The 21,563-nt window shown below is 60.9% G+C and carries 12 protein-coding genes and 2 riboswitches; of the genes, 6 read left to right on the top strand and 6 right to left on the bottom strand.

Annotation, left to right across the window (positions count from 1 at the left end; all coding sequences use genetic code 11):
• The first annotated feature begins 55 nt into the window (after nucleotides 1–55).
• Nucleotides 56–1,129, top strand: coding sequence for an ABC transporter substrate-binding protein (locus tag PseuLF5_RS04965; protein WP_186745810.1), 1,074 nt, complete (start codon nucleotides 56–58; stop codon nucleotides 1,127–1,129).
• 6 nt (nucleotides 1,130–1,135) lie between these two features.
• On the opposite strand, the gene PseuLF5_RS04960 is transcribed toward PseuLF5_RS04965, so the two are convergent.
• Nucleotides 1,136–1,354: a DUF2970 domain-containing protein gene (locus tag PseuLF5_RS04960; RefSeq protein ID WP_123468196.1), complete on the bottom strand. Its 219-nt coding sequence runs from the start codon at nucleotides 1,352–1,354 to the stop codon at nucleotides 1,136–1,138.
• A 160-nt stretch (nucleotides 1,355–1,514) separates the two neighbouring features.
• Here PseuLF5_RS04960 and PseuLF5_RS04955 point away from each other — a divergent pair, with 160 nt between their 5' ends.
• Nucleotides 1,515–8,768 (top strand): NEL-type E3 ubiquitin ligase domain-containing protein, encoded by a 7,254-nt coding sequence (locus PseuLF5_RS04955; RefSeq protein ID WP_340133064.1) that lies wholly within the window; start codon nucleotides 1,515–1,517, stop codon nucleotides 8,766–8,768.
• Nucleotides 8,769–8,822: 54 nt separating this feature from the next.
• Here the strand turns inward: PseuLF5_RS04955 and metH are convergent, their stop codons facing one another.
• On the bottom strand, nucleotides 8,823–12,533 hold the full coding sequence (metH, locus tag PseuLF5_RS04950) for a methionine synthase (protein WP_340133063.1): 3,711 nt from the start codon (nucleotides 12,531–12,533) through the stop codon (nucleotides 8,823–8,825).
• A gap of 155 nt (nucleotides 12,534–12,688) precedes the next feature.
• Here metH and PseuLF5_RS04945 point away from each other — a divergent pair, with 155 nt between their 5' ends.
• The 3 genes from PseuLF5_RS04945 to nfuA all read left to right on the top strand — a co-directional run bounded on the left by PseuLF5_RS04945 (nucleotide 12,689) and on the right by nfuA (nucleotide 16,820).
• Complete coding sequence (locus PseuLF5_RS04945; RefSeq protein ID WP_128614769.1) at nucleotides 12,689–14,971, top strand: fatty acid cis/trans isomerase; 2,283 nt, start codon at nucleotides 12,689–12,691, stop codon at nucleotides 14,969–14,971.
• 184 nt (nucleotides 14,972–15,155) lie between these two features.
• Nucleotides 15,156–16,178 (top strand): acyltransferase family protein, encoded by a 1,023-nt coding sequence (locus PseuLF5_RS04940; RefSeq protein WP_186745805.1) that lies wholly within the window; start codon nucleotides 15,156–15,158, stop codon nucleotides 16,176–16,178.
• A gap of 57 nt (nucleotides 16,179–16,235) precedes the next feature.
• Nucleotides 16,236–16,820: a Fe-S biogenesis protein NfuA gene (gene nfuA / locus PseuLF5_RS04935; RefSeq protein WP_003225494.1), complete on the top strand. Its 585-nt coding sequence runs from the start codon at nucleotides 16,236–16,238 to the stop codon at nucleotides 16,818–16,820.
• A 200-nt stretch (nucleotides 16,821–17,020) separates the two neighbouring features.
• Here nfuA and cobM read toward each other — a convergent pair whose 3' ends face one another.
• From cobM to PseuLF5_RS04915, 4 genes are all read right to left on the bottom strand, one after another.
• Nucleotides 17,021–17,767: a precorrin-4 C(11)-methyltransferase gene (cobM, locus tag PseuLF5_RS04930; protein WP_340133062.1), complete on the bottom strand. Its 747-nt coding sequence runs from the start codon at nucleotides 17,765–17,767 to the stop codon at nucleotides 17,021–17,023.
• 79 nt (nucleotides 17,768–17,846) lie between these two features.
• The gene (locus PseuLF5_RS04925) at nucleotides 17,847–18,260 is read right to left on the bottom strand and encodes a cobalamin biosynthesis protein (RefSeq protein ID WP_123468208.1); all 414 of its coding nucleotides are present in this window, start codon (nucleotides 18,258–18,260) and stop codon (nucleotides 17,847–17,849) included.
• Entirely contained in the window at nucleotides 18,257–18,958 is a 702-nt protein-coding gene (locus tag PseuLF5_RS04920; RefSeq protein ID WP_340133061.1) for a CbtA family protein, read from the bottom strand. Before PseuLF5_RS04920 ends, PseuLF5_RS04925 begins: the two co-directional genes overlap by 4 nt.
• Before the next feature lie 11 nt (nucleotides 18,959–18,969).
• The gene (locus tag PseuLF5_RS04915) at nucleotides 18,970–19,167 is read right to left on the bottom strand and encodes a CbtB domain-containing protein (protein WP_123468212.1); all 198 of its coding nucleotides are present in this window, start codon (nucleotides 19,165–19,167) and stop codon (nucleotides 18,970–18,972) included.
• Between the two features lie 120 nt (nucleotides 19,168–19,287).
• Nucleotides 19,288–19,509, bottom strand: a riboswitch (cobalamin riboswitch).
• A 678-nt stretch (nucleotides 19,510–20,187) separates the two neighbouring features.
• Nucleotides 20,188–20,397, top strand: a riboswitch (cobalamin riboswitch).
• Between the two features lie 100 nt (nucleotides 20,398–20,497).
• On the opposite strand from PseuLF5_RS04915, the gene cobW reads away from it, so the two are divergent.
• Nucleotides 20,498–21,562: a cobalamin biosynthesis protein CobW gene (gene cobW, locus PseuLF5_RS04910; protein ID WP_340133060.1), complete on the top strand. Its 1,065-nt coding sequence runs from the start codon at nucleotides 20,498–20,500 to the stop codon at nucleotides 21,560–21,562.
• The last annotated feature ends 1 nt before the right edge of the window (nucleotide 21,563 follow it).

Here is a 21,563-nt window from a genome sequence, read left to right as displayed (position 1 = left end):
GCCGGTTGATCGGTGGCTATAATGCGCGGCCATTTTTCCCTGGGCCCGGATGTTCATGTTGAAAATTTTCCACCTCAGCCTGCTGCTGTTAGGGGCGCTGTTCGCGACCGCTGCCAGAGCGGAATCGGTGCTGTTCCTTAATCCGGGCTCGACACAGGAAGCCTTCTGGCTCAGCTATTCGCAATTCATGCAGGCGGCCGCCCGGGATCTGGGTATCGAGCTGCAGATTCTCTATGCCCAGCGTCAACCCGAATTGACCATCGCCCAGGCCCGGCTGGCGCTGCAAGGGCCGAATCGCCCCGACTACCTGATGTTCGTCAACGAGCAATACGTTGCCCCGCAGATTCTGCGTCTGGCGGAAAACAGCGGGGTGAAGCTGTTCATGGTTAACGCCGCGCTGACGCCCAACCAGCAAGCGCTGGTGGGGGAGCGACCCGATCGAATCGGTAGCCTGGTGCCGAACGACGAGGAGGGCGGTTACCTGATGATGAAGGAGTTGATTCGCCTGCATCCGCCGGTCGCGGCCAATGAAGAGATTGAGCTGCTGGCGTTCTCCGGTCTGAAAATCACGCCGTCGGCGCAACTGCGCGAACACGGCATGCAGCGCGCACTGGCCGAACACCCGCAAGTGCGCTTGCGGCAGATGGTCTACAGCGGCTGGATGCAGCAGCGGGCCTACGAACAGGCCCGGCAATTGTTCAGTCGTTATCCGAAGGTGTCGCTGGTGTGGTCGGCAAACGATGAAATGGCCTTCGGTGCGATGCGCGCGTTTGCCGAAACCGGGAAGACGCCGGGCAAAGACGCGCTGTTCAGCGCCGTCAACACATCACCCGCAGCCTTGCAGGCCGTGATCGACGGGCGCCTGAGCGCGCTGGTCGGTGGGCATTTCACGCTGGGCGGATGGGCACTGGTCGAGTTGCATGATTATCAGCAGGGCGTCGATCTGAATCAGTACGGTGGGCGTGACCGGCAAATCCCTCTGTTGCAACTGATCGACAAACACCACGCCCGGCAAATGCTGGCGATGGGCAACACGCCGAACTATGGCGTGAGCTTCCGCAAACTCTCGGCCAAGGGCCGACCGTCTTCCTATCGCTACCCGTTCACTCTGCAAACCCTGATGCACTGAAGCCGCTCAGAGACCGGCGAAGTGCAGCACCAGTTTGACGATGGCGAACAGGGTCAGCGCGAACACTGCCGTGAACAGAATGCCCAGGATCACGAAATGACTGGGTTTGCCATGGGTGAAATCCCTGGCCCGGTTTTTCCCGCTCTGCACCCCGAACGCCGCGGCCATGACGCTGTGCAGCATCTGCCAGAAGGTCGGTGGTTTGTTGTCGATTGGATCGTCCATATATCCCTCGTCGCGCACATTGACCTGTAGAGCATAGACAACCTGACGCGGCCCGGCACTTTACACAGTCGGTTACCAATTCCTGTGCAAGCGATACCTATGTACCGCAAGTGCTCGCCACTGAGATGGTCTTCTTTTCACTCCATTAAAAGGAGTGAACATGATCAGTAATTCTTCGCCTCCAGGCTTGAGCGGGCCTGCGCCGTCCGTTCCGGTGAAACCGCTCGCCACCCGCAGCCTGCACGCCGACTTTCTTGAAAAATCGATACCCCGTTGGCTGACCGACGCCTCGACGCAACGCCGTCGGGCGCTGAAGGGCAGCCACACCGTCCTGCCATCGTGGTATCGGAGCGCTTCGCCCGCCCGGCGTAAGGCGCTGGACGACAGCTCAACGGCCAGTCTCATCGCGCAAAACCGCTTGGATAAAACCCTGTCCTCGTTTCAGGACATCGAGGCCTTCGCCCGGCCGCTGCTGCTCAAGGCGCTGCGCGAGCAGTATCAAGTGCAGGTGGATGTCGACAACACCCTGTTGTGCCTGCGGCGTCCACTGCAGGTGGGTATTTTGGCCATTGAGCTGTCGTCGTTCGAGGTTCTGAAACTCTCGATGCTGGACGCCGCCCTGCACAACTTCGAGGCCGACGAATGCCGCCCCGGGGCCTACCATGAAACCTCCGGTTTCGTTGTGGTGGGCACTTCGCCGGACACCTTCCATGCGGTGACCGTCAACGTGTCGGTCAGCCAGTTTCTGAGCCTGTGCCGTCACCTCGACATCGGCAAGCAATACCAGACGTACTTGCGCGGCTTCTTCCATCCGACGGATGCGGTGGCGGCAACGGCGTTCCGTCAGCAGTTCATCGCCAGTCAGAAAGCCGCGATGCGCGCGGCTGCCGAGCTGGCCCTCTTGAAAGAGGATATCGAGCCGGCGCACTACGCCATGATTGTGTCGGTCATCAACGATGAGCTGAATCCGTCGGTCGGCCATAAACCGGTCTGGTTCCGCGATCTGGCGGTCATGGACAAAAGGCTGACCGGATGTGTGGTGTTTTCGATCTGTGAAAAGTACCGCTACAGCAATGAGTGGGTTTTTTATATCCCCCATGACCCGGAGCATCCCTTCAAATGCTATCGCGGCGATCAGGCCACGGCGGAGTTCAAGCGCTTGCTCACAGCGCGGCACGCTGGCAACGCCACGAGCGCCGAACCGACTGATTACCAGCGGTTCCTCAGTCAGTTCCTGCCTTACGAGGCGCGTGGGTATTATTTCATTCAGTTCACCCGTAAGGCCGCCGACTCTCCGAGCGATTACTGGCGTTCACCCTGGCGCACGATTCTCGATCTGGGCGCCGGCGCAGCATTCACCCGGATCAGGGAGCTACCGCCGCCGCCGGCGGCGAAACTGGAACCGGAACCTGACCCTTACATTGCGCCGTCGATCTGGACACAGCGGCGCAGAGGCCTTTGGGAGGAAAACCAGAACCTCTGGGAATACCTCTACACCGAGAGTTGCGCCAAGGTGCTGGCCGATGCTCGCAGCCACGCGGTGCCCAGCGCTGATGTCGATGTCAGGGCGCGCGATGCCAAACTGGCGCATCTGCTGCAAATCGGCATGCTCGGTCTGAACATGGTGTCGATGTTCGTGCCGGTGCTGGGGGAGGTCATGATGGTGGTGATGGCCGGTCAGTTGCTGTACGAAACCCTTGAGGGCGCAGTGGAGTGGGGCGAGGGCGACCGCAGGGCGGCCAAGGATCATTTGCTCGATGTAGCTGAAAACCTCGCGCAGATTGCGGTGATGGCCGGGGTGGGTGTCGGTGTGCGCAGGTTCTCGGCAGCCAGGCCTGAACCGGTGATCGAGCAACTGCATCCGGTAACCTTGCCCAATGGCGAAACCCGCCTCTGGAAGCCGGACCTCAGCGCTTATGAGTCCAGTGTCGTGCTGGACGCCAACGCTATGCCGAACGAAGCGGGGCAGTATGAGGTCGGTACGCAGACCTTCATTCGTCAGGGCGACCGCGTGTTTGAACAGTTTTTCGATGAATCACTGGGCAAATGGCGAATCCGCCACCCGAGCGATACCACGGCCTATCAGCCGATTCTTGGCAGCAATGGCCGCGGCGCCTGGCGGCATACGCTGGAGCGCCCCCTGGAATGGGACCGTCTGACGCTGTTACGGCGCTTGGGGCACGAAACCGACGGGTTCTCCGATGCCGAGCTGATCAGGCTTGCCGACGTCAGCGGCGTCAGTGACAACGCGTTGCGCAAGATGCACGTCGATCACGCGGTGCCGCCGCCGGCGTTGACCGACGCTCTGCGTCTGTTCAGGGCCGATGCGGGCGTCGACGAGGTCATCGAGCAACTGCGCGGAACCAGGCCGATCAACGAGAAATATCTCTACGCCTTGCCATTGATGACTGACCTGCCCACTTGGCCGTCGGGACGGGTGCTGGAGGTGTTCGAAGGGCCGCAGTTGAGCGGCGCGTCGGTCAAATACGGTGAGCGCTGGCGGGTGCCCGGTGTCGACGCCAGGCCGGCCATTCGCTTGACGCGTTCGCAGGTCCTGGGTGGAGAACTGAACCGCCGGATTGTGGCCAGCCTCGATCAGGCTGAGCTGGGTCAGCTGTTGCGCGGACGCGGCCCGCTGGCGCCCGACGCCCGGGCGCCAGCGCTCGGTGAATTGCTGGCGGAATACGCCAGCGGCCGCCAGTCGGCGATTTTCGACAGTCTTTATGCCGGCACGCCATCCCGGGACCGGCAGGTCACACTGCTGCAGCGAACCTGTCCCGGTCTCAGCGAGTCTGCCGCCCAGGAAGTGCTCCATCATGCCGCGGCGGATGATCTCGAGCGGCTCGCGCAGACCCGTCGTGTGCCGTTGCGCATGCTGGAGGAGGCGCGCTGGTATGCACGACAGGGGCGGCAGACCCGGGCCTATGCGGGGCTGCGCAGCGACAATCAGGCATCGGCCGACAGTCGACGCCTGGCCTTGCAGATGTTGCAGCGGATGCCGGGCTGGCCCGACAACGTGCGCCTGGAAGTTCGCGATGGCAGTACGACCGGTGCATTGCTCGACAGTATCGGTGACGTGCCAGCCCTGCACAGGAAATTCCTGATCAAAAACGGCCCGCAGTTTCAGGCGTTCGATGAGCGGGGCGAGGCGCTCAACAGCCTGTCCAGGGAGGGTGACAATTTCTACGCGTCGATCCTGCACGCGCTGCCCGATGACGCTCGCCGTAGCCTGGGCATCCCCCATGTCGGTCAAGGCGCTGACTTGCAAAGCCGTATCATCGAGCAGGCCGGGCGCAATCGCGCAGATGTCCTGCAGGCCCTGGAGCCACAGGCGAAGTTGTTCAAGCCCCCCGTGCGGGTCAATGAGACCCTGGTCGGGTATTACGCCAGTGGTCGCGGCCAGGCATTCAACCCGCCACTCACAGCGAAGGTGCGCGATGTCTATCCGGGGCTGAGCGATGCGCAGGCCAACGAATTTATACGTCAGCAATCGCAGGCAGGTCTGTCCGAAGGGCAAATCTACAGCGAGTTGTTGCGCCGTGAGCAAGAATGGGCCGCGCAGAAGGCCACGCTTGAAGCGTGGATCGGGACGCCGGAGGTGGTGCCGCGCGATCCCTTTGGTCGACCGCTGCCGGAAACCGCGCAACAACGCCGCAGGAATACCGCACAAGCATTTGAAACAAGCTGGCGTGCGGCACCGTTGGCCGCGCAAGAGCCGCGTGCTGCGCGCCTGGAGATCGACAGCGAAGACCTGTTGCCGACACTCACGGCGGATTTCAGCCACGTCCGTGAATTGTCAGTAAGCGGAAGCGGCCTGACCGATGCCAATGCCGATGGTTTTCTCGCACGATTCCAGGGCCTGGAAAAGCTCAGGATAGGCTCGCGTAGCGAGCTGTTCAGGTTCATACGTTTACGTATTCAGGAATTGACCAACCTGCCACGTTCAGTCAGCAGGATGACCACGCTCAAAAGCCTGAGTTACGCGTCCCACATGAGCCTTCCTGCCGATTTTGCCCCGCGACTGGCACCACTCACGGCCCTTGAGGCGCTGGAAATAAAGATTTACGGCACAGACACGGTGTTCCCGGAGCGCTGTCTGGCATCGTTGGTGAATCTGAAAACCCTGACCCTCAACGCACCTCACATGACGCAGTGGCCGGTCGAAACACTGGATCTGCCCGCACTGGAACGATTCGACCTGAGCAACACGGCGATTCGCTCGATCCCTGAGGCGTTTTACACCGGGCATGAGAAGCAATGGGCGGGGTTGTCGCTGAATTGGCGAAAGGTCGCTTACGAGGACTTCACGCGTGCCTGCGAGTACGTCAAAAGCCACGAGGCGGCACTGGGCCACTTGATGGACGTGGAGCAGATGGTGCGCAGTTACGTCCAGGGCGAACTGGAATTTCTGATGGGCATACGCGGCTACCTCGATCCGCTCCCTGAGCGACTGCTCAACCTCGACCTTGAGGCCATTCAGGCGCTGAGTGTCGAGTACGCCGGGATATTCCGGCCGTTTCATGAGCCTATCCAGTCCTCGGGATTGCGCACGGCCAGACTGCTGCCGCTTTGGAACGAAGTGCCGAATTCCAGTTTGCTCAAAGCGCTGCAGAGTACCTGGCGCAATGGCGTGAGCCAGCGGTACGGTGTGCCCGTCAAGCAGGCACTGTTCGAGCTGCCGCCGGCGGACGCGTATCTGAGCCTGCACGGTAGTCCCCGGTTCAAAACGCTGCCCGTGTTGCCCGCCGGAGCGTTTGACCATGTGAAGACAGTGCGCTTGCGTGAACTGGATGTACCTGCCGAGCATATTCGCGGTTTCGTTCAGGCATTCAGTGAAGCGCAAAGTCTCGAAATCGCTGACACCGAACTGACCGAGGTGCCGATCTCCTCCGCAGACTTGCCGCAATTGACCCGGTTGAATCTGGCGGGCAACAGCCTCTCTGTGACGCCGGTGGTACAGCACCAGTTGAACGCTCTGACGAACATCGAAGACCTCGACCTCAGCCATAACCCATTGGGCCAGCTCGACCTGGGTGCCTTGACCCGGCTCAAGACCGTGAATCTGCGGGCCACTCGGCTCAAGGCATGGCCAAGGGACGCAGAAAACATGGCCGGGTTGACCTGGATCGACCTGCGTGACAATGCGCTTGCACGTCTGCCGGAGCAGGTGCTTGCGCACCCGGACACGCTGATCAAAGTCAATCTGACGGGTAATCCGTTCACGGCGGATAGCGCGTCTGACCTGACGGCGGCGCTGCATCGGATTGAAACGGCGCAAGGTTTGCCTGCAGGTACGCTGCAACGCTTTGCGCAGGAATCGGTGCCCGAGGTGTTTCCGCCGTCGGAAACCGGCTGGAGTGTGAAGCAAGGCCTGTTGCCGCTGCCCCGGCACACGTCCGCGCCTGCAGATACCGTCGGGTTCGCTGCGCGTTTGCAGGCGCTCGATCCACTGTTGAGTCCGCAACGGGCGCTGCAGCACATTGCGCACCTGCGCAATGCCGGCCTCAGTGATCTGCAGATCGAAGGCCGGCTCAATGACTGGAAGCAGACGGGTGAAACACTGGCTGTCCAGTTGAACGGCTGGCTCTATATCCGCGAGTTCCAAACGTCGAGAAGGTTTGTGTCGGCGCAAAGTCGCAGCCTGGCGGCGAAACAGATTTACCGCTGCTGGCTGGACGGGCTGATCGCGCCAACCCAAGAGAATGGGCAAGTGCTGGATCTCATGAAGGCGCAAACAGGCGACTTACCGGCTTTGCCCGTGCAGTTTCCCGCGGTGACACGCCTTTTGCTCACCGGTGTACGGATCACTGAGCAAGGCTCGAACGGGTTTTTGAGGGCATTTCCCGCAGTCGACACACTGGTGCTCGATGGTAATGACCTGGAGGCGATACCGGATGCCGTGCGAGGCATGTCGCGGCTCGAACGGCTGGAGCTCAATAGCAACCGTTTCACGGACCCGCGAACGTTGTATGAAACGTTGCGAGGGGAGCGGTTGCGCTGGCTGGATGTGAGCAACAATCAGCTGGATACTTTCGATGTCAGTGCGTTCGGTCGCCTTGAAACCCTGAACCTGGCGTACAACGGCCTTCATGCCTGGCCCGTCGGCGCCCTTGAGTCAGAGTATCTGCACACTTTGGATGTGCGGGGCAATCGCCTGCAAATGATTCCGGCCGGTCTGTTCGACGGTGGTCATGAGATGCTGGCGCGCGGCACCCGCCTGGAAGAAAACAGTCAGTTGTCGCGCGACAGTCTGGAGCGCCTGCGCGATTACAGCATTGCCCACGGCGATGGTGATGTCATGGGGATTTCCCGCAATGAACTGGATCTGCGCATCGCCGCGGCTAACCGTCATCCGGACAGCTCGTCAGAGTCTGACTCGGATTTGGAATGGGATTCCGACAGCGAAGAAGACCTTGAGCAGGTCGACCCACAGGCCAATGTGGAGGAACTGGAGTCCATCGACAACCCGGCCACTTATGTCGCGCAGGATGCCCTTGAACCCTGGTTGGCCAATACGACTGGCACCTTGCGTGACGAGCATGCGGCACTGTGGCGGCAACTGGCCGAGGCAGACGGCTACGGACCGTTCTTTCATCTGCTCTGGACGCTGCGCGACACCAGTGATTTCAAGCTGTCGCCTGCCCATCTGAGTTTTCGCGTGTGGGAGGTGATCCGGGCCGCCGCGGAAAACAGCGAGTTGCGCGAGAAGCTGTTTGTCGATGCGCAGACTCATGCGACGTGTGCCGACGGCCGTAGCCTGTCTTTCAGCGAGATGGAAACCCGGGTGTTCAAATACAACGCCCTGCGCGATGTGCCCCGGTGGTCTTCGGATCGGCGCGGCCGGGCCTTGCTGGACCTGTCGCGGCAAATGTTTCGGCTGGAGCAGGTCGATCGCCTGGCTGAGCGCGTCGCTGTCGGTGAAGATCGAGCGGAAATTCGCCTGCAATACCGGATCGGCATGACCGCCGGCTGGCCGGATGGGCTGGAATTGCCCGGACAACCGCAACAGATGCTGTATGGCACACCGATTCATGGACAGGCACTGCTCGATGCACGTCGCACCGTACTGGAGACCGAAGCGTCCGACGAGTTTCTGCGGAATCTGGTCTTGCGCGATTACTGGGTCCGCTACCTGGTAGAACGCAATCCTGAAACCTTCGCCACCCTTGAGCAAAATGCCACGCGACGACAGATTGAGGTCGAGGACACGTATCCGGACTGGCAAGGCGATGCACTGTCCACGGAGCAGTACCAGACGGCGATGAATCGGCTGGAGATCGAACTGACCACTGCGCGCAACGAGAAACTGATCGAGTTGTCGCGTGGGGAAATCACGAGGCTGGCAACCGTTGACGGGCCACCGCAGCAGGCGCGACCGGCTTCACCGCAGCCGGGCCCTTCATGGCGCCCGTGAACTGAGTGACCGGCAGGGCATGGGCGGCAACAGGCGCCCATGCCCTGGCAAGTCTCAGTTGTCGTAGCCCAGGTTCGGTGCGAGCCAGCGTTCGGTTACGCTCAGTTCCTGTCCTTTGCGCGAGGTGTAGCTCTGCACCTGGTCCTTGTCGACCTTGCCCACCGCAAAGTATTGCGCCTGCGGATGGGCGAAGTACCAGCCGCTGACCGCTGCCGCCGGGAACATCGCGTAGTGTTCGGTGAGGAACACACCGCTGCGACCGGCGCGCATTTCGGCGGCCTCAGGGTCGAGCAGGGCAAACAGCGCGGCCTTCTCCGTGTGATCCGGGCACGCCGGATAACCCGGAGCGGGGCGGATGCCGCTGTATTGCTCTTTGATCAGCGCCTCGTTGTCGAGGGTCTCGTCCTTGGCATAACCCCAGTGCTCTTTACGCACCTGCTGGTGCAGCCACTCGGCACATGCCTCGGCCAGACGGTCGGCGAGGGCCTTGACCATGATCGAGTTGTAATCGTCGCCGGCGTCCTGATAAGCCTTGGCCACTTCTTCGGCGCCGATGCCGGCCGTGGTGATGAAACCACCAACGTAGTCGGTGACGTCGCTGTCTTTCGGGGCCACGAAGTCGGCCAGCGAGAAGTTCGGCTTGCCGTCGGTCTTGATGATCTGCTGACGCAGATGATGCAGTCTGGCCAACGGCTTGCCGTCATCGCCGTACAGCTCGATGTCGTCGTCATGCACCTGATTGGCCGGCCAGAAGCCGAACACCGCGCGGGCGCTGATCAACTTTTCGTCGATCAGCTTGGCGAGCATTTCCTGGGCGTCCTTGTACAGCGCGGTGGCGGCTTCACCGACCACTTCGTCTTCGAGGATGCGCGGGAACTTGCCGGCCAGGTCCCAGGAAATGAAGAACGGCGTCCAGTCGATGTACTCGGCGAGGACCTTGAGGTCGATATTGTCCAGCACCTTGCTGCCGGTGAAGATCGGTTTGACCGGCTGGTAATTCGCCCAGTCGAACTGCGGCTTCTTGGCAATGGCAGCGGCGTAGCTCAGACGCTCGGTACGGGCGCTGCGGTTGGAGGTGCGCTCACGCACATCGACGTATTCCAGGCGCGTCTTCTCGACGAAACCGGCCTTCAACTCCTTGGACAGCAATTGCGTTGCCACACCTACCGCACGAGAGGCGTCGGTCACGTAGACCACGGCATCGTTGCTGTACTTCGGCTCGATTTTCACCGCGGTGTGCGCCTTGGAGGTGGTCGCGCCACCGATCATCAGCGGCAGGTGGAAATCCTGGCGCTGCATTTCCCGGGCGACATGAACCATTTCGTCCAGCGACGGCGTGATCAGGCCGGAGAGGCCGATGATGTCGCACTTTTCTTCCTTGGCCACCTGCAGAATCTTCTCGGCCGGCACCATCACGCCAAGGTCGACGATGTCATAGCCGTTACAGCCCAGCACCACGCCGACTATGTTCTTGCCGATGTCGTGCACGTCTCCCTTCACCGTAGCCATGAGGATCTTGCCCTTGGCTTCGGGCTTGTCGCCTTTTTCCAGTTCGATGAACGGGATCAGGTGGGCCACCGCCTGCTTCATCACGCGGGCGGATTTCACCACTTGCGGCAGGAACATTTTGCCGGCGCCGAACAGGTCGCCGACGATGTTCATGCCGGACATCAGCGGGCCTTCGATCACTTCGATCGGACGGGCGAACGACTGGCGCGATTCTTCGGTGTCTTCGACGATGTGGGTGGTGATGCCCTTGACCAGCGCATGCTCCAGACGCTTGTTGACGTCCCAGCTGCGCCACTCTTCGGTCTCGGCTTCCTTGACGCTGCCGTCGCCCTTGTATTTGTCGGCGATGGCGAGGAGGGCGTCGGTGCCTTCCGGCGTGCGGTTGAGGATCACGTCTTCAACGGCGTCGCGCAGCTCCTGCGGGATCTGGTCGTAGATCTCCAGCTGACCGGCGTTGACGATGCCCATGGTCAGGCCGGCGCGGATCGCGTAGAGCAGGAACACCGAGTGGATCGCCTCGCGCACCGGGTTGTTGCCACGGAACGAGAACGACACGTTGGACACGCCGCCGGAGCTCAGGGCATACGGCAGCTCATCGCGGATGTAGGCGCAGGCGTTGATGAAGTCCACGGCGTAGTTGTTGTGTTCCTCGATACCGGTGGCCACGGCGAAGATGTTCGGGTCGAAGATGATGTCTTCCGGCGGGAAGCCGACTTCGTTGACCAGAATGTCGTAGGAGCGTTTGCAGATCTCTTTCTTGCGCGCTTCGGTGTCGGCCTGGCCGGCTTCGTCGAACGCCATCACCACCACGGCGGCACCGTAGCGCTTGCACAGCTTGGCGTGATGGATGAACTGCTCGACGCCTTCTTTCATGCTGATCGAGTTGACGATGCCCTTGCCTTGAATGCACTTGAGGCCGGCTTCGATCACTTCCCATTTCGACGAGTCGATCATGATCGGCACGCGAGAGATATCTGGTTCACCGGCGATCAGATTGAGGAAGGTCACCATAGCCTTCTTCGAATCGAGCATGCCTTCGTCCATGTTGATGTCGATCACCTGCGCACCGGCCTCGACCTGCTGCAGGGCGACCTCCAGGGCTTCGGTGTAGTTGTCTTCACGGATCAGACGGGCGAACTTGGCGGAACCGGTGATGTTGGTGCGTTCGCCGACGTTGACGAACAACGAGCTGCGATCAATGGTGAACGGCTCCAGACCGGACAGGCGGCAGGCCTTGGGAATGTCTGGAATCTGTCGCGGTGCGTAACCGGCCACGGCTTTGGCGATCGCTTCGATATGGCCCGGGGTGGTGCCGCAGCAACCGCCGACGATGTTGAGGAAACCGCTCTGGGCGAATTCTTCGATGACCTTGGCGGTTTGCGACGGCAGTTCGTCGTACTCGCCGAATTCGTTCGGCAGACCCGCGTTCGGGTGCGCCGAAACGTGGGTGCTGGCCTTGTTCGACAGCTCTTCCAGGTAGGGGCGCAGTTCACTGGCGCCGAGGGCGCAGTTGAGGCCCACGGAAATCGGTTTGGCGTGGGCCACGGAGTTCCAGAACGCTTCGGTGGTCTGGCCCGACAGGGTGCGGCCGGAAGCGTCGGTGATGGTCCCGGAAATCATGATCGGCAGTTCGATGTGCAGCTCTTCGAACACCCCTTGCACGGCGAAGATCGCCGCTTTGGCGTTGAGGGTGTCGAAAATGGTTTCGATCAGGATCAGGTCGACGCCGCCCTCGATCAGGCCTTTGGTGGCCTCGGTGTAGTTCTCCACCAGTTCATCGAAGGTGACGTTGCGGTAGCCGGGGTTGTTGACGTCCGGCGACAGCGAGCAGGTGCGACTCGTAGGACCGAGCACGCCGGCAACGAAACGCGGCTTGTCCGGGTTCTCGGCGGTCTTGGCGTCGGCAACCTTGCGGGCCAGGCGTGCGCCTTCTACGTTTAGTTCGTACGCCAGTTCTTCCATGCCGTAGTCGGCCATGGAAATCCGTGTGGCGTTGAAGGTGTTGGTTTCGAGGATGTCGGCGCCGGCATCCAGATAGGCTTTCTCGATGCCGCCGATCACATCCGGACGGGTGATCACCAACAGGTCGTTGTTGCCCTTGACGTCACTCGGCCAGTCTGCGAAGCGTTTGCCGCGATAATCCTGTTCTTCGAGCTTGTAGCTCTGGATCATCGTGCCCATACCGCCATCGAGAATCAGGATGCGCTCTTTGAGAGCTTGCTTGAGAGCTTGAAGTCGAACGCTGCGATCGGACATTGGGACTACTCGAAAAGACCATGACGAAGGGCCGGGATCATAACAAACCTGTGCGGTTTTGGAGCATGCGGCGGTTTTGCATGAATATCGCTCATGTTGGTGCGGGCGTCATCCTGTAGAATCGCGACGTTTTTTTCAGGATCGGGATCAAGGGCATGTCGTACCGCGTCATCAGCATATTTTTGCTGTTTTTAAGCTGGGGCGCTGCTGCGCAAGATCCCACTATTTCCTATACCCGTGATATTCAGCCGATCTTCACCGAAAAGTGCGTGGCCTGCCATGCGTGCTACGACTCCGCCTGTCAGCTGAACCTGGGCAGTGGTGAAGGCGCCGCCCGTGGCGCGAGCAAGATGCCGGTGTATGACGGCGAGCGGACTCAGGCCGCGCCGACCACCCGACTGTTCTACGACGCTTTTGGCAAGCGTGCCTGGCAGCAGAAAGACTTCTATTCGGTGCTCGATGCCCAAGGCAGTCAGGCGGCGCTGATGGCGCGCATGCTGGAGCTGGGGCACAAAACCCCGTTGACCCCGAATGCCAAACTCCCTGAAGACATCGTCCTCGGCCTGCAACGGGAAAACATGTGCGCGATGCCCGCCGAGTTCGAAGGCTATGCCGGCGCTCATCCGAAAGAAGGCATGCCACTGGCGGTGACCGGTCTGACCGATCAGCAATACCAGACGCTGCAACGCTGGCTGGCGTCCGGTGCGCCAATTGACGAGCAAGGCCTGGCGCCCAGCGCCAAAGAGGCACTGCAGATCGTGCAGTGGGAAAACCTGCTCAACACCCCCGGTGCCCGTCAGAGTCTGGTCGGACGCTGGCTGTACGAGCACTGGTTTCTCGCGCACCTGTATTTCAAGGACGGCGAGCCAGGGCATTACTTCCAGTGGGTGCGTTCGCGCACACCGACCGGCCAGCCAATCGACCTGATTGCCACCCGCCGTCCGAACGATGATCCGGGTACTCAGGTGTACTACCGCTTGTGGCCCGTGCAAGGGGTGATCGTGCACAAGACCCACATCACCTATCCGCTGAGCGCGGCGAAGATGGCGCGGGTCAAAAGCCTGTTCTACAGCGGCAACTGGCAGGTCAACGCTTTGCCGGGGTATGGACCGCAGAGCCGGGCCAACCCGTTTGCCACGTTCGAGGCGATCCCGGCACAGGCGCGTTATCAGTTCATGCTCGATAACGCCGAGTACTTCGTTCGCACCTTCATTCGCGGGCCAGTGTGCCGGGGGCAGATCGCGACCGACGTGATCCGCGACAACTTCTGGGCGCTGTTCCAGGCGCCGGAGCACGACCTGTATATCACCGACCCGAACTATCGCGGCCATGCCACACCGTTGCTGGCGATGCCGGGGCAGAACGATGACGTCGGCAGTGTCCTCAGCCTGTGGCGCAACTACCGCGACAAGCGTAACGAGTACGAGGCCCTGCGCCGCGACAGCTACGCCGACCAACCGCCGCCGAGCTGGTCGACCCTGTGGGCCGGCAACGACAATGCGCTGTTGAGCATCTTCCGCCACTTCGACAGCGCCTCGGTGACCAAAGGCCTGATCGGCGAAGTGCCACAGACTATGTGGCTGTTCGATTATCCGCTGCTGGAGCGCACCTATTACCAGTTGGCGGTCAACTTCGATGTGTTCGGCAATGTCTCCCATCAGGCGCAGACCCGCCTGTATTTCGACCTGATCCGCAACGGCGCCGAGCAGAATTTCCTGCGCCTGATGCCGGCCGATTCCCGTGAGGACTACCTCGACGATTGGTACCAGAGCAGCGGTCAGTTCAAGATGTGGCTTGATTATGAGGCGATCGACGACGACAAGCCGACCGGGCTGAAACTCGCAGGGAAAGACCCCAAATATGACTTCGCCATGCAGTTGCTGGCGCGTTACGGCGATCTCAATGCGCGGCCTGATCCGATCAACCGGTGCGACGGCGCGTATTGCTCGCGGCCGAATATCGACCCGGCGCTGCAGAATGCCGAACAGGCCCTCAGTCGCCTGACATCGCGCCCGGCTGCCGGCTTGAAGGTCATCGAACAACTGCCGGAAGCAACGATGTTGCGCATCGAGACCGCCAGCGGCAAGCGCGAGGTCTACAGCCTGCTGCGCAATCGCGCGCACAGCAACGTGGCGTTCCTGTTGGGCGAGTCGCTGCGCTATCAGCCGGGGCTCGACACCTTGACCATTTATCCTGGGGTACTCAGCAGTTATCCGAACTTCATGTTCAATATTCCGGCCGATCAGGTACCCGCGTTTGTTGACGCCATGGAGCATGCCAAGGACGCCGACCGCTTCGAGAAAATCGTCGAACGCTGGGGGATTCGTCGCAGTCATCCGCAATTCTGGTTCTATTTTCACGACCTGAGTCAGTACATGCACGAAACCGAGCCGGTGGAAGAGGGCGTACTGGACATGAACCGCTACGAGAATCTTTGATCGTTTGAGTGGGACCTGCTGTCCCAATACCTGGCGACACCGCGAAACTATTGTAGGAGTGAGCCTGCTCGCGATCGCGGTGTGTCAGGCGCATCACATGTTGATCGGGCTGACGCCATCGCGAGCAGGCTCACTCCTACAAGGTATCGGCGGTGGTTTCGAGCGATCTGGTCAGGAGCGGTCAATGTTGATTTCAGTGCAAGCCCTGCGTGCACTTGCCGCCTGGACGGTGGTTTGCCACCACTTCATGCAGATTTTCTTCGACTTCAAGGCACGTGGACCGCTGGGGCAGTTGTTCATCGACAAAGGCGCGGTGGGGGTCGATATCTTCTTCGTCATCAGCGGCCTGGTGATTTTCCTCTCCACTGAGGGCAAGTCGCTGCCGCCGACGCGGTTTCTGCTGTACCGGCTGTTTCGCATCGTCCCGGCGTATTGGCTGTACACGTTGCTGATGGCGTTGCTGGTGGTGTTCGCTCAGCCGCTGTTGCCGGATCAGTCGTTGGACTGGAACCATCTGCTCCTGTCGCTGCTCTTCATTCCGACCGAAAATCCCGGTGGCTACGGCATTTATCCAACGCTCAATGTCGGCTGGACGCTCAATTACGAAATGCTCTTCTACGTGCTGTTCGCCTGGGCTCTGCTGTTTCGCCTGGAAGTGCGGCTGCTGGTGGTCGCGGCGTTGCTGTTCGCGGTCAGTCAGGCGTGGACCGGGTTTGGCTGGATCAGCGCGTTCTATCGCTCGGATATCGTCTATGAGTTTTTGCTGGGGATCGCCATCGGCATGCTCTACCGCCGTGGCTGGATCGGTGCCGGCCTATGGCTGCCGTTGCTGGGAATCGGCGCGGCGTTGCTGGCCATTTATCACCTCGCGCCGGCGCCAAGGCTATTGAACTGGGGCGTGCCGAGCGCGGTGCTGGTGCTGTCGTGCATGGCGCTGGAGCGTTATGTCGAGCGCAGCCGAGTGCTCAAGCTGCTGGGCGACTGCTCCTATTCGGTGTACCTGATGCATGTGCTGGTGCTGTCGGCCGGTGGTTTCCTCGCGCAGCGCTACGGTATCAACCCTTATTTGATGTTTGGCGTCTGTGTACTGGCCATCGGCGTCGGTTCGTGGCTGAGCTACGAATGGGTGGAAAAACGCAGTTATCGCTGGCTCAAGGCGCGAGTGGACGACGAGCCGGTCGAGAATCTTTCCCGACAAAAATACTAGGACTTTGTCCGGCGCAACGATTGGCGTAAACTGCGCCCAAGCCTGCGAGGAGTTTCCATGACCGCTATTACCATTACCGACGCCGCCCACGATTACCTGGCTGATCTGCTGTCCAAGCAGAACACCCCGGGCATCGGCATCCGCGTCTTCATCACCCAGCCTGGCACCCAGTACGCCGAAACCTGCATTGCCTACTGCAAGCCGGGCGAAGAAAAACCCGAAGACACCGCGCTGGGGCTGAAAAGCTTCACCGCTTACATTGATTCGTTCAGCGAAGCGTTTCTCGACGACGCCGTTGTCGACTACGCCACCGACCGTATGGGCGGCCAGTTGACCATCAAGGCGCCAAACGCCAAAGTGCCGATGGTCAACGCCGACAGTCCGGTCAACGAGCGGATCAACTACTACCTGCAGACCGAAATCAACCCGGGGCTGGCCAGCCACGGCGGTCAGGTCAGCCTGATCGATGTGGTTGAGGATGGCATTGCCGTGCTGCAGTTTGGCGGCGGTTGCCAGGGCTGCGGCCAGGCGGACGTCACCCTCAAGGAAGGCATCGAGCGCACCTTGCTTGAGCGCATTCCTGAGCTGAAAGGTGTTCGCGACGTGACCGACCACACGCAGAAAGAAAACGCCTACTACTAATTAAGGTGTTCACTGCGGACATGAAAAACGGCGCCCCGTGAGCGCCGTTTTTTTATGCACTTGATTAATGAGTGCCTGTTTATTGTGTGGTGAGGGGATTTATCCCCGATGGGTTGCGTAGCAGCCCCAGAAAAGGAACTGCTGCGCAGTTCATCGGGGATAAATCCCCTCGCCACAGGTTGTACCCAATCCCATATGATTCAGGGCCTGTACAGGTGCGCATGCCCTGCGCGATACAACGATGACTCGCTAAACACCTCACTGCCCAACACCCGTCCAACCAGAATCAGCGCCGTACGCCGAAACCCTTTGGCTGCAACCTTCCCGGCAATATCCGCCAGCGTCCCCACCACCCAGTCCTGATCCGGCCACGTCGCCCGGTGAATCACCGCAATCGGGCAATCCGCGCCGTAGTGCGGCAGCAGCTCCACGAGGATTTTCTCCAGATGATTGACCCCCAGATGAATCGCCATGGTCGCGCCATGCTGCGCCAGACTGGCGAGTTCTTCGCCCGCCGGCATCGCGGTTTTGTCGGCATAACGGGTCAGAATCACGCTCTGCGACACATCCGGCAGAGTCAGTTCGGCGCCTAACAACGCCGCACACGCCGCTGTTGCCGTCACGCCGGGGATGATCTCGAACGGAATGTTCAGCTCACGCAGATGGCGAATTTGCTCGCCGATCGCGCCGTACAGGCTCGGATCGCCCGAATGCACGCGCGCCACATCCTCACCGTTGGCATGGGCGACCTTGATCAATTCAATGATCTGCTCCAGATGCAATTCGGCGCTGTTGACCACGGTCTCGGCCTGATGCCCCTCCAGCACCGCCGCCGGGACCAGCGAGCCTGCATAGATGATCACCGGGCAGCGACGGATCAGCCGCTGGCCTTTGACGGTGATCAATTCCGGGTCGCCGGGGCCGGCGCCGATGAAGTAGACGGTCATCGTGGAATCCTTTGAAAACAGCCGCAGCAACCCTTCAGATGAAGATTGCTCATGATCGAGGGCAGGGATTATCGGGGGTTTACGCAGCGCCGGCCAAGGCCAACGTCGCCTGGGCGTATTTTTGACGGGAAATCAGCAGCTTTGCCGGGGCCTGAATCAGTTGTTCGGCCAGGGCCAGGGCGGCACTTTCCGCCACGCCGTAACAACCGGTTCGCTCGTAGGCGATCTGCGAGTGGTGACTGAGCCGTTGCTGATAACCGGCCAGTTCTGCGCTGCTGAAGTACAGCAACGGCAGAGCCAGTTGTGCGGCAAGTTCCTGCAAACCCGGTTCATCACGCTTGAGGTCGATACTGGCCAGGGCCTTGACTGCCTCAAGTTCAATGCGATGGGCCTGCAAGGCCTGATCGAGTAACGCGCGCAGCGTGCTGGCCGGGCAGCCACGCTGGCAGCCCAGGCCGACCACAAAGGTCGACGCTGCGCGGTCATTCATCATACGTGGTAGTGACCATTGCTTTTGCGGAGGAACAACCACGCGCTGATCAGGCCCAGGGCCAGCCAGAACGCCACGTTGGTCAACTGCGAAGCGATTTTGAACTGGGCTTCAAGTGCTTCAGGGGCGAGCATGGAATGCACTTCCGGTTGTGGCGCGCCAATCACATGGGGCACCGCAAGGATCGCTACCCCGAGGATCTTCATCACCCATGGACGGCTGAAGGCGATCAGCGCGAGGCCGACGGCCGTGGACGCAGCGGTACCGATCCACCACAGCTGCCGCGAGGCCAGATCGGCGGCAGCGGTGCCCGGCAATTCAGGCGGCAGGCCCAGCGTCGGGGCGAGCACGAAGGTGGCGTAACCAGCCAGGCCCCAGAGCAGGCCTTGCGAGGTTTTGGTCGGTGCACGCAGGGTGTACAGACCGGCGAGCATCAGCGCGAAACCGACCGCCACCACCAGATTGCCGCCGGTGGTCGAGGCCACACGCTGCCAGCCGTCTTCCGGCTCCCAGGCTTCGGCGTCGTGCGTGTGCGCCGCGGTGCCGGCAGCGTGTTCGTGGACCGCAACAGCCGGTTCGGCTTTTTCAAAGGTTTCAGCCTGCAGAATCAGTGGCGAAACCCAGAAGCTCTGCAGCAGCGTCAGGAGCAGGGCGGCCAGCAGCCCGGTAAAACCTGCGGTTTGCGCAATACGCTTGATCATGTCGGCAGGTCTCAGTGGCACGGGAACGCGGCGCTGTGGCGGGTATCGTGAGCGGCGTTGTGCACCGCTTCGATGTGCGAAAAACCGGCGAAGTAGACGAGGCCGGCACCGAGGATTGAGGCGAAGAACGCCGCGATCAGGCGTTGGCTCAGTGTGGCGGTGCTGGCGATTTTGTCTGTGTTGCTGGCGGTGCTGCTGATGATCGACATGGCGCTTCCCTCTGGAGTGTCAGCGGGTGAATAGAGCGCATGAAAACCCCTGCGAGTCAGGCACGCAGAGGTTCGAACAGCGCCCGCCCACCGCGGGTTGTCAGGTTCAGCGACGCAAATGCGCGCTGTGTGTTGCGGGCCGGTCTCCGGGCTCACGAGGGGTTGGCGTCAGGCCGACCTGTAAGCGTCACCTTCCCATGCCGCAGGGACACAGTGGATCTGACGCTTCGCTCGCTTACCGTTGCGGGGGCAGCACCGGACTGACATGGCTTTGAGTAAAGCACATGATTCACCGGTTTCCCGTTTCACCCTGTGAAGGGCACCCGTAACAAGTTGTGTAGGAGAGCATGTGGGGGGGAATTTAGTCAATTGAATGGGCATATCCAGTGCTGCGGGTGTTGCTGATTAGGTTTCCGCACTTACGGCGGTTCACTTTTTCCAGACGCCGGAATGCCGGCTCAGCGAAAAATAACCAAAAAGGCTGCCCCCGGCGTCAGTCTGCAAGAGCCTGGTCGGCTTTCAGGCCGCTATCGCTGGCAAGCCAGCTCCCACAGGGATTGAGGTCAGCGGGTAGACGTTGGTCGTCTGGCAGGCCGCCACCGCTGGCAAGCCAGCTCCCACAGAAAAGCAAAGGCAGCACACAGCCCACAGCCCACAGCCCTTGCTCCTCACCACTCAACACAATGAGCGTTAGCTCGAGTACCGCTTTTGATCTCAGCGCCCGTCGGCAGGCTGAGTGGAGGGATTTAGCCGGGGGTGGGAGCGTAGCGACCGTTTGGCGCAGCCAAACACATCGAGAGGAGGTGCAGCGAAGCAAACCGGAGGCGATGCCCCCCGGATGAATCCCGGAGCGAAGGGACCCGAGCCTAGGCGAGGGCCGAACGTCAGGGTAAAGCCTTTTTGGTTACTTTTTCGGCGTTTGGAAAAAGTGACCCGCCGTAAGGGCGGAACCCTAATCAGCAGCACCCGCAGAAACGAATACGCCCCCAATCCAAACATTGACCCATCCCCACACCATGCGTAGCCTTGCGCTTTCGAGGTTCTTCGGCACATGCCGAAGCTAAGAAGGGAACGCGGTCAAAGCCGCGGCTGCCCCCGCAACTGTGAACGGTGAAGTTCGCTGCCACGCCACTGCCAGCTCGATCAAAGAGCCAGCGGGAAGGCGCAGCGAATGCCAGGCCAAGCCTGAACGCCGTCAGCCAGGAGACCTGCCTCGTCACAGATTCTCACTACAACCGGGCGGGGTGATCCGGTGGCGAACGCTTCCGGCGCGCATGCGCGTTGCCGGTTCTCGTCCCGTATGCCCGCCGCTTTGCCAAAGGGCATACCGATGAAAACACTGGCCAAACTCCCCGTCACCATCGTTACCGGCTTCCTCGGTTCGGGCAAAACCACGCTGCTGCGGCACATGCTCGACAACGCCCAGGGCCGTCGTATCGCGGTGATCGTCAACGAGTTTGGTGAGTTGGGCATCGACGGCGAAATCCTCAAGCAATGCACCATCGGTTGCACCGAAGAAGAAGCCACCGGCCGGGTCTACGAACTGGCCAATGGCTGCCTGTGCTGCACCGTTCAGGAAGAGTTCTTCCCGGTGATGCGCGAACTGGTAGCCCGTCGCGGCGATCTCGACCATATCCTCATCGAAACTTCCGGGCTGGCCCTGCCAAAACCGCTGGTGCAGGCTTTCCAGTGGCCGGAAATCCGCAGCGCCTGCACTGTTGATGCGGTGATCACCGTGGTCGACAGCCCGGCCGTGGCCGCCGGCACTTTCGCTGCGTTCCCGGATCAGGTCGATGCCCAGCGCAAACTCGATCCGAACCTCGATCATGAATCGCCGCTGCACGAACTGTTCGCCGATCAACTGGCCAGCGCTGACCTCGTCATTCTGAACAAATCCGACCAGACCAGCCCTGAAGATCTGGCGCGTGTACGCGCTGAAGTCGCCGAAGAACTGCCGCCGGCGGTGAAAATCATCGAAGCGAGCAACGGTCGTCTGCCGCTGGACGTGCTGATCGGCCTCGGCGCCGGTTCCGAAGAACACATCGACAGCCGCCACAGCCATCATGATCACCACCATGGTGAAGGCGATGACGACCATGATCACGACGCCTTCGATTCGATCTCCATCGAACTGCCGCAAGCCGACGAAAGCCTGCTGCTCGACGCCCTGACGCAACTGGTGGTCAAGCACGGCATCCTGCGTGTCAAAGGTTTCGCCGCCATTCCGAACAAGCCAATGCGCCTGCTGATTCAAGGCGTGGGCACGCGTTTCGACAAGCATTTCGACCGTCAGTGGGGCGCCGATGAAGCGCGCGTCACCCGTCTGGTGCTGATCGGTCAGGAACTCGACGCCGCACAACTCGAAGCGCAACTGCGCGCCGCGCTCAGCGTTTAAA

The organism is Pseudomonas sp. LF-5, assembly GCF_037626295.1.
GTDB lineage: Bacteria > Pseudomonadota > Gammaproteobacteria > Pseudomonadales > Pseudomonadaceae > Aquipseudomonas > Aquipseudomonas monsensis.
The sequence above is the reverse complement of the archived record's forward strand: the minus strand, read 5'-3'. Positions and strand labels throughout refer to the sequence as shown.

Bases quoted from the DNA above. Each gene is read 5' to 3' on its own strand.
- PseuLF5_RS04965 (WP_186745810.1), top strand. From the start codon at position 56: ATGTTGAAAATTTTCCACCTCAGCCTGCTGCTGTTAGGGGCGCTGTTC.
- PseuLF5_RS04960 (WP_123468196.1), bottom strand. From the start codon at position 1,354: ATGGACGATCCAATCGACAACAAACCACCGACCTTCTGGCAGATGCTG.
- PseuLF5_RS04955 (WP_340133064.1), top strand. From the start codon at position 1,515: ATGATCAGTAATTCTTCGCCTCCAGGCTTGAGCGGGCCTGCGCCGTCC.
- metH (WP_340133063.1), bottom strand. From the start codon at position 12,533: ATGTCCGATCGCAGCGTTCGACTTCAAGCTCTCAAGCAAGCTCTCAAA.
- PseuLF5_RS04945 (WP_128614769.1), top strand. From the start codon at position 12,689: ATGTCGTACCGCGTCATCAGCATATTTTTGCTGTTTTTAAGCTGGGGC.
- PseuLF5_RS04940 (WP_186745805.1), top strand. From the start codon at position 15,156: ATGTTGATTTCAGTGCAAGCCCTGCGTGCACTTGCCGCCTGGACGGTG.
- nfuA (WP_003225494.1), top strand. From the start codon at position 16,236: ATGACCGCTATTACCATTACCGACGCCGCCCACGATTACCTGGCTGAT.
- cobM (WP_340133062.1), bottom strand. From the start codon at position 17,767: ATGACCGTCTACTTCATCGGCGCCGGCCCCGGCGACCCGGAATTGATC.
- PseuLF5_RS04925 (WP_123468208.1), bottom strand. From the start codon at position 18,260: ATGATGAATGACCGCGCAGCGTCGACCTTTGTGGTCGGCCTGGGCTGC.
- PseuLF5_RS04920 (WP_340133061.1), bottom strand. From the start codon at position 18,958: ATGATCAAGCGTATTGCGCAAACCGCAGGTTTTACCGGGCTGCTGGCC.
- PseuLF5_RS04915 (WP_123468212.1), bottom strand. From the start codon at position 19,167: ATGTCGATCATCAGCAGCACCGCCAGCAACACAGACAAAATCGCCAGC.
- cobW (WP_340133060.1), top strand. From the start codon at position 20,498: ATGAAAACACTGGCCAAACTCCCCGTCACCATCGTTACCGGCTTCCTC.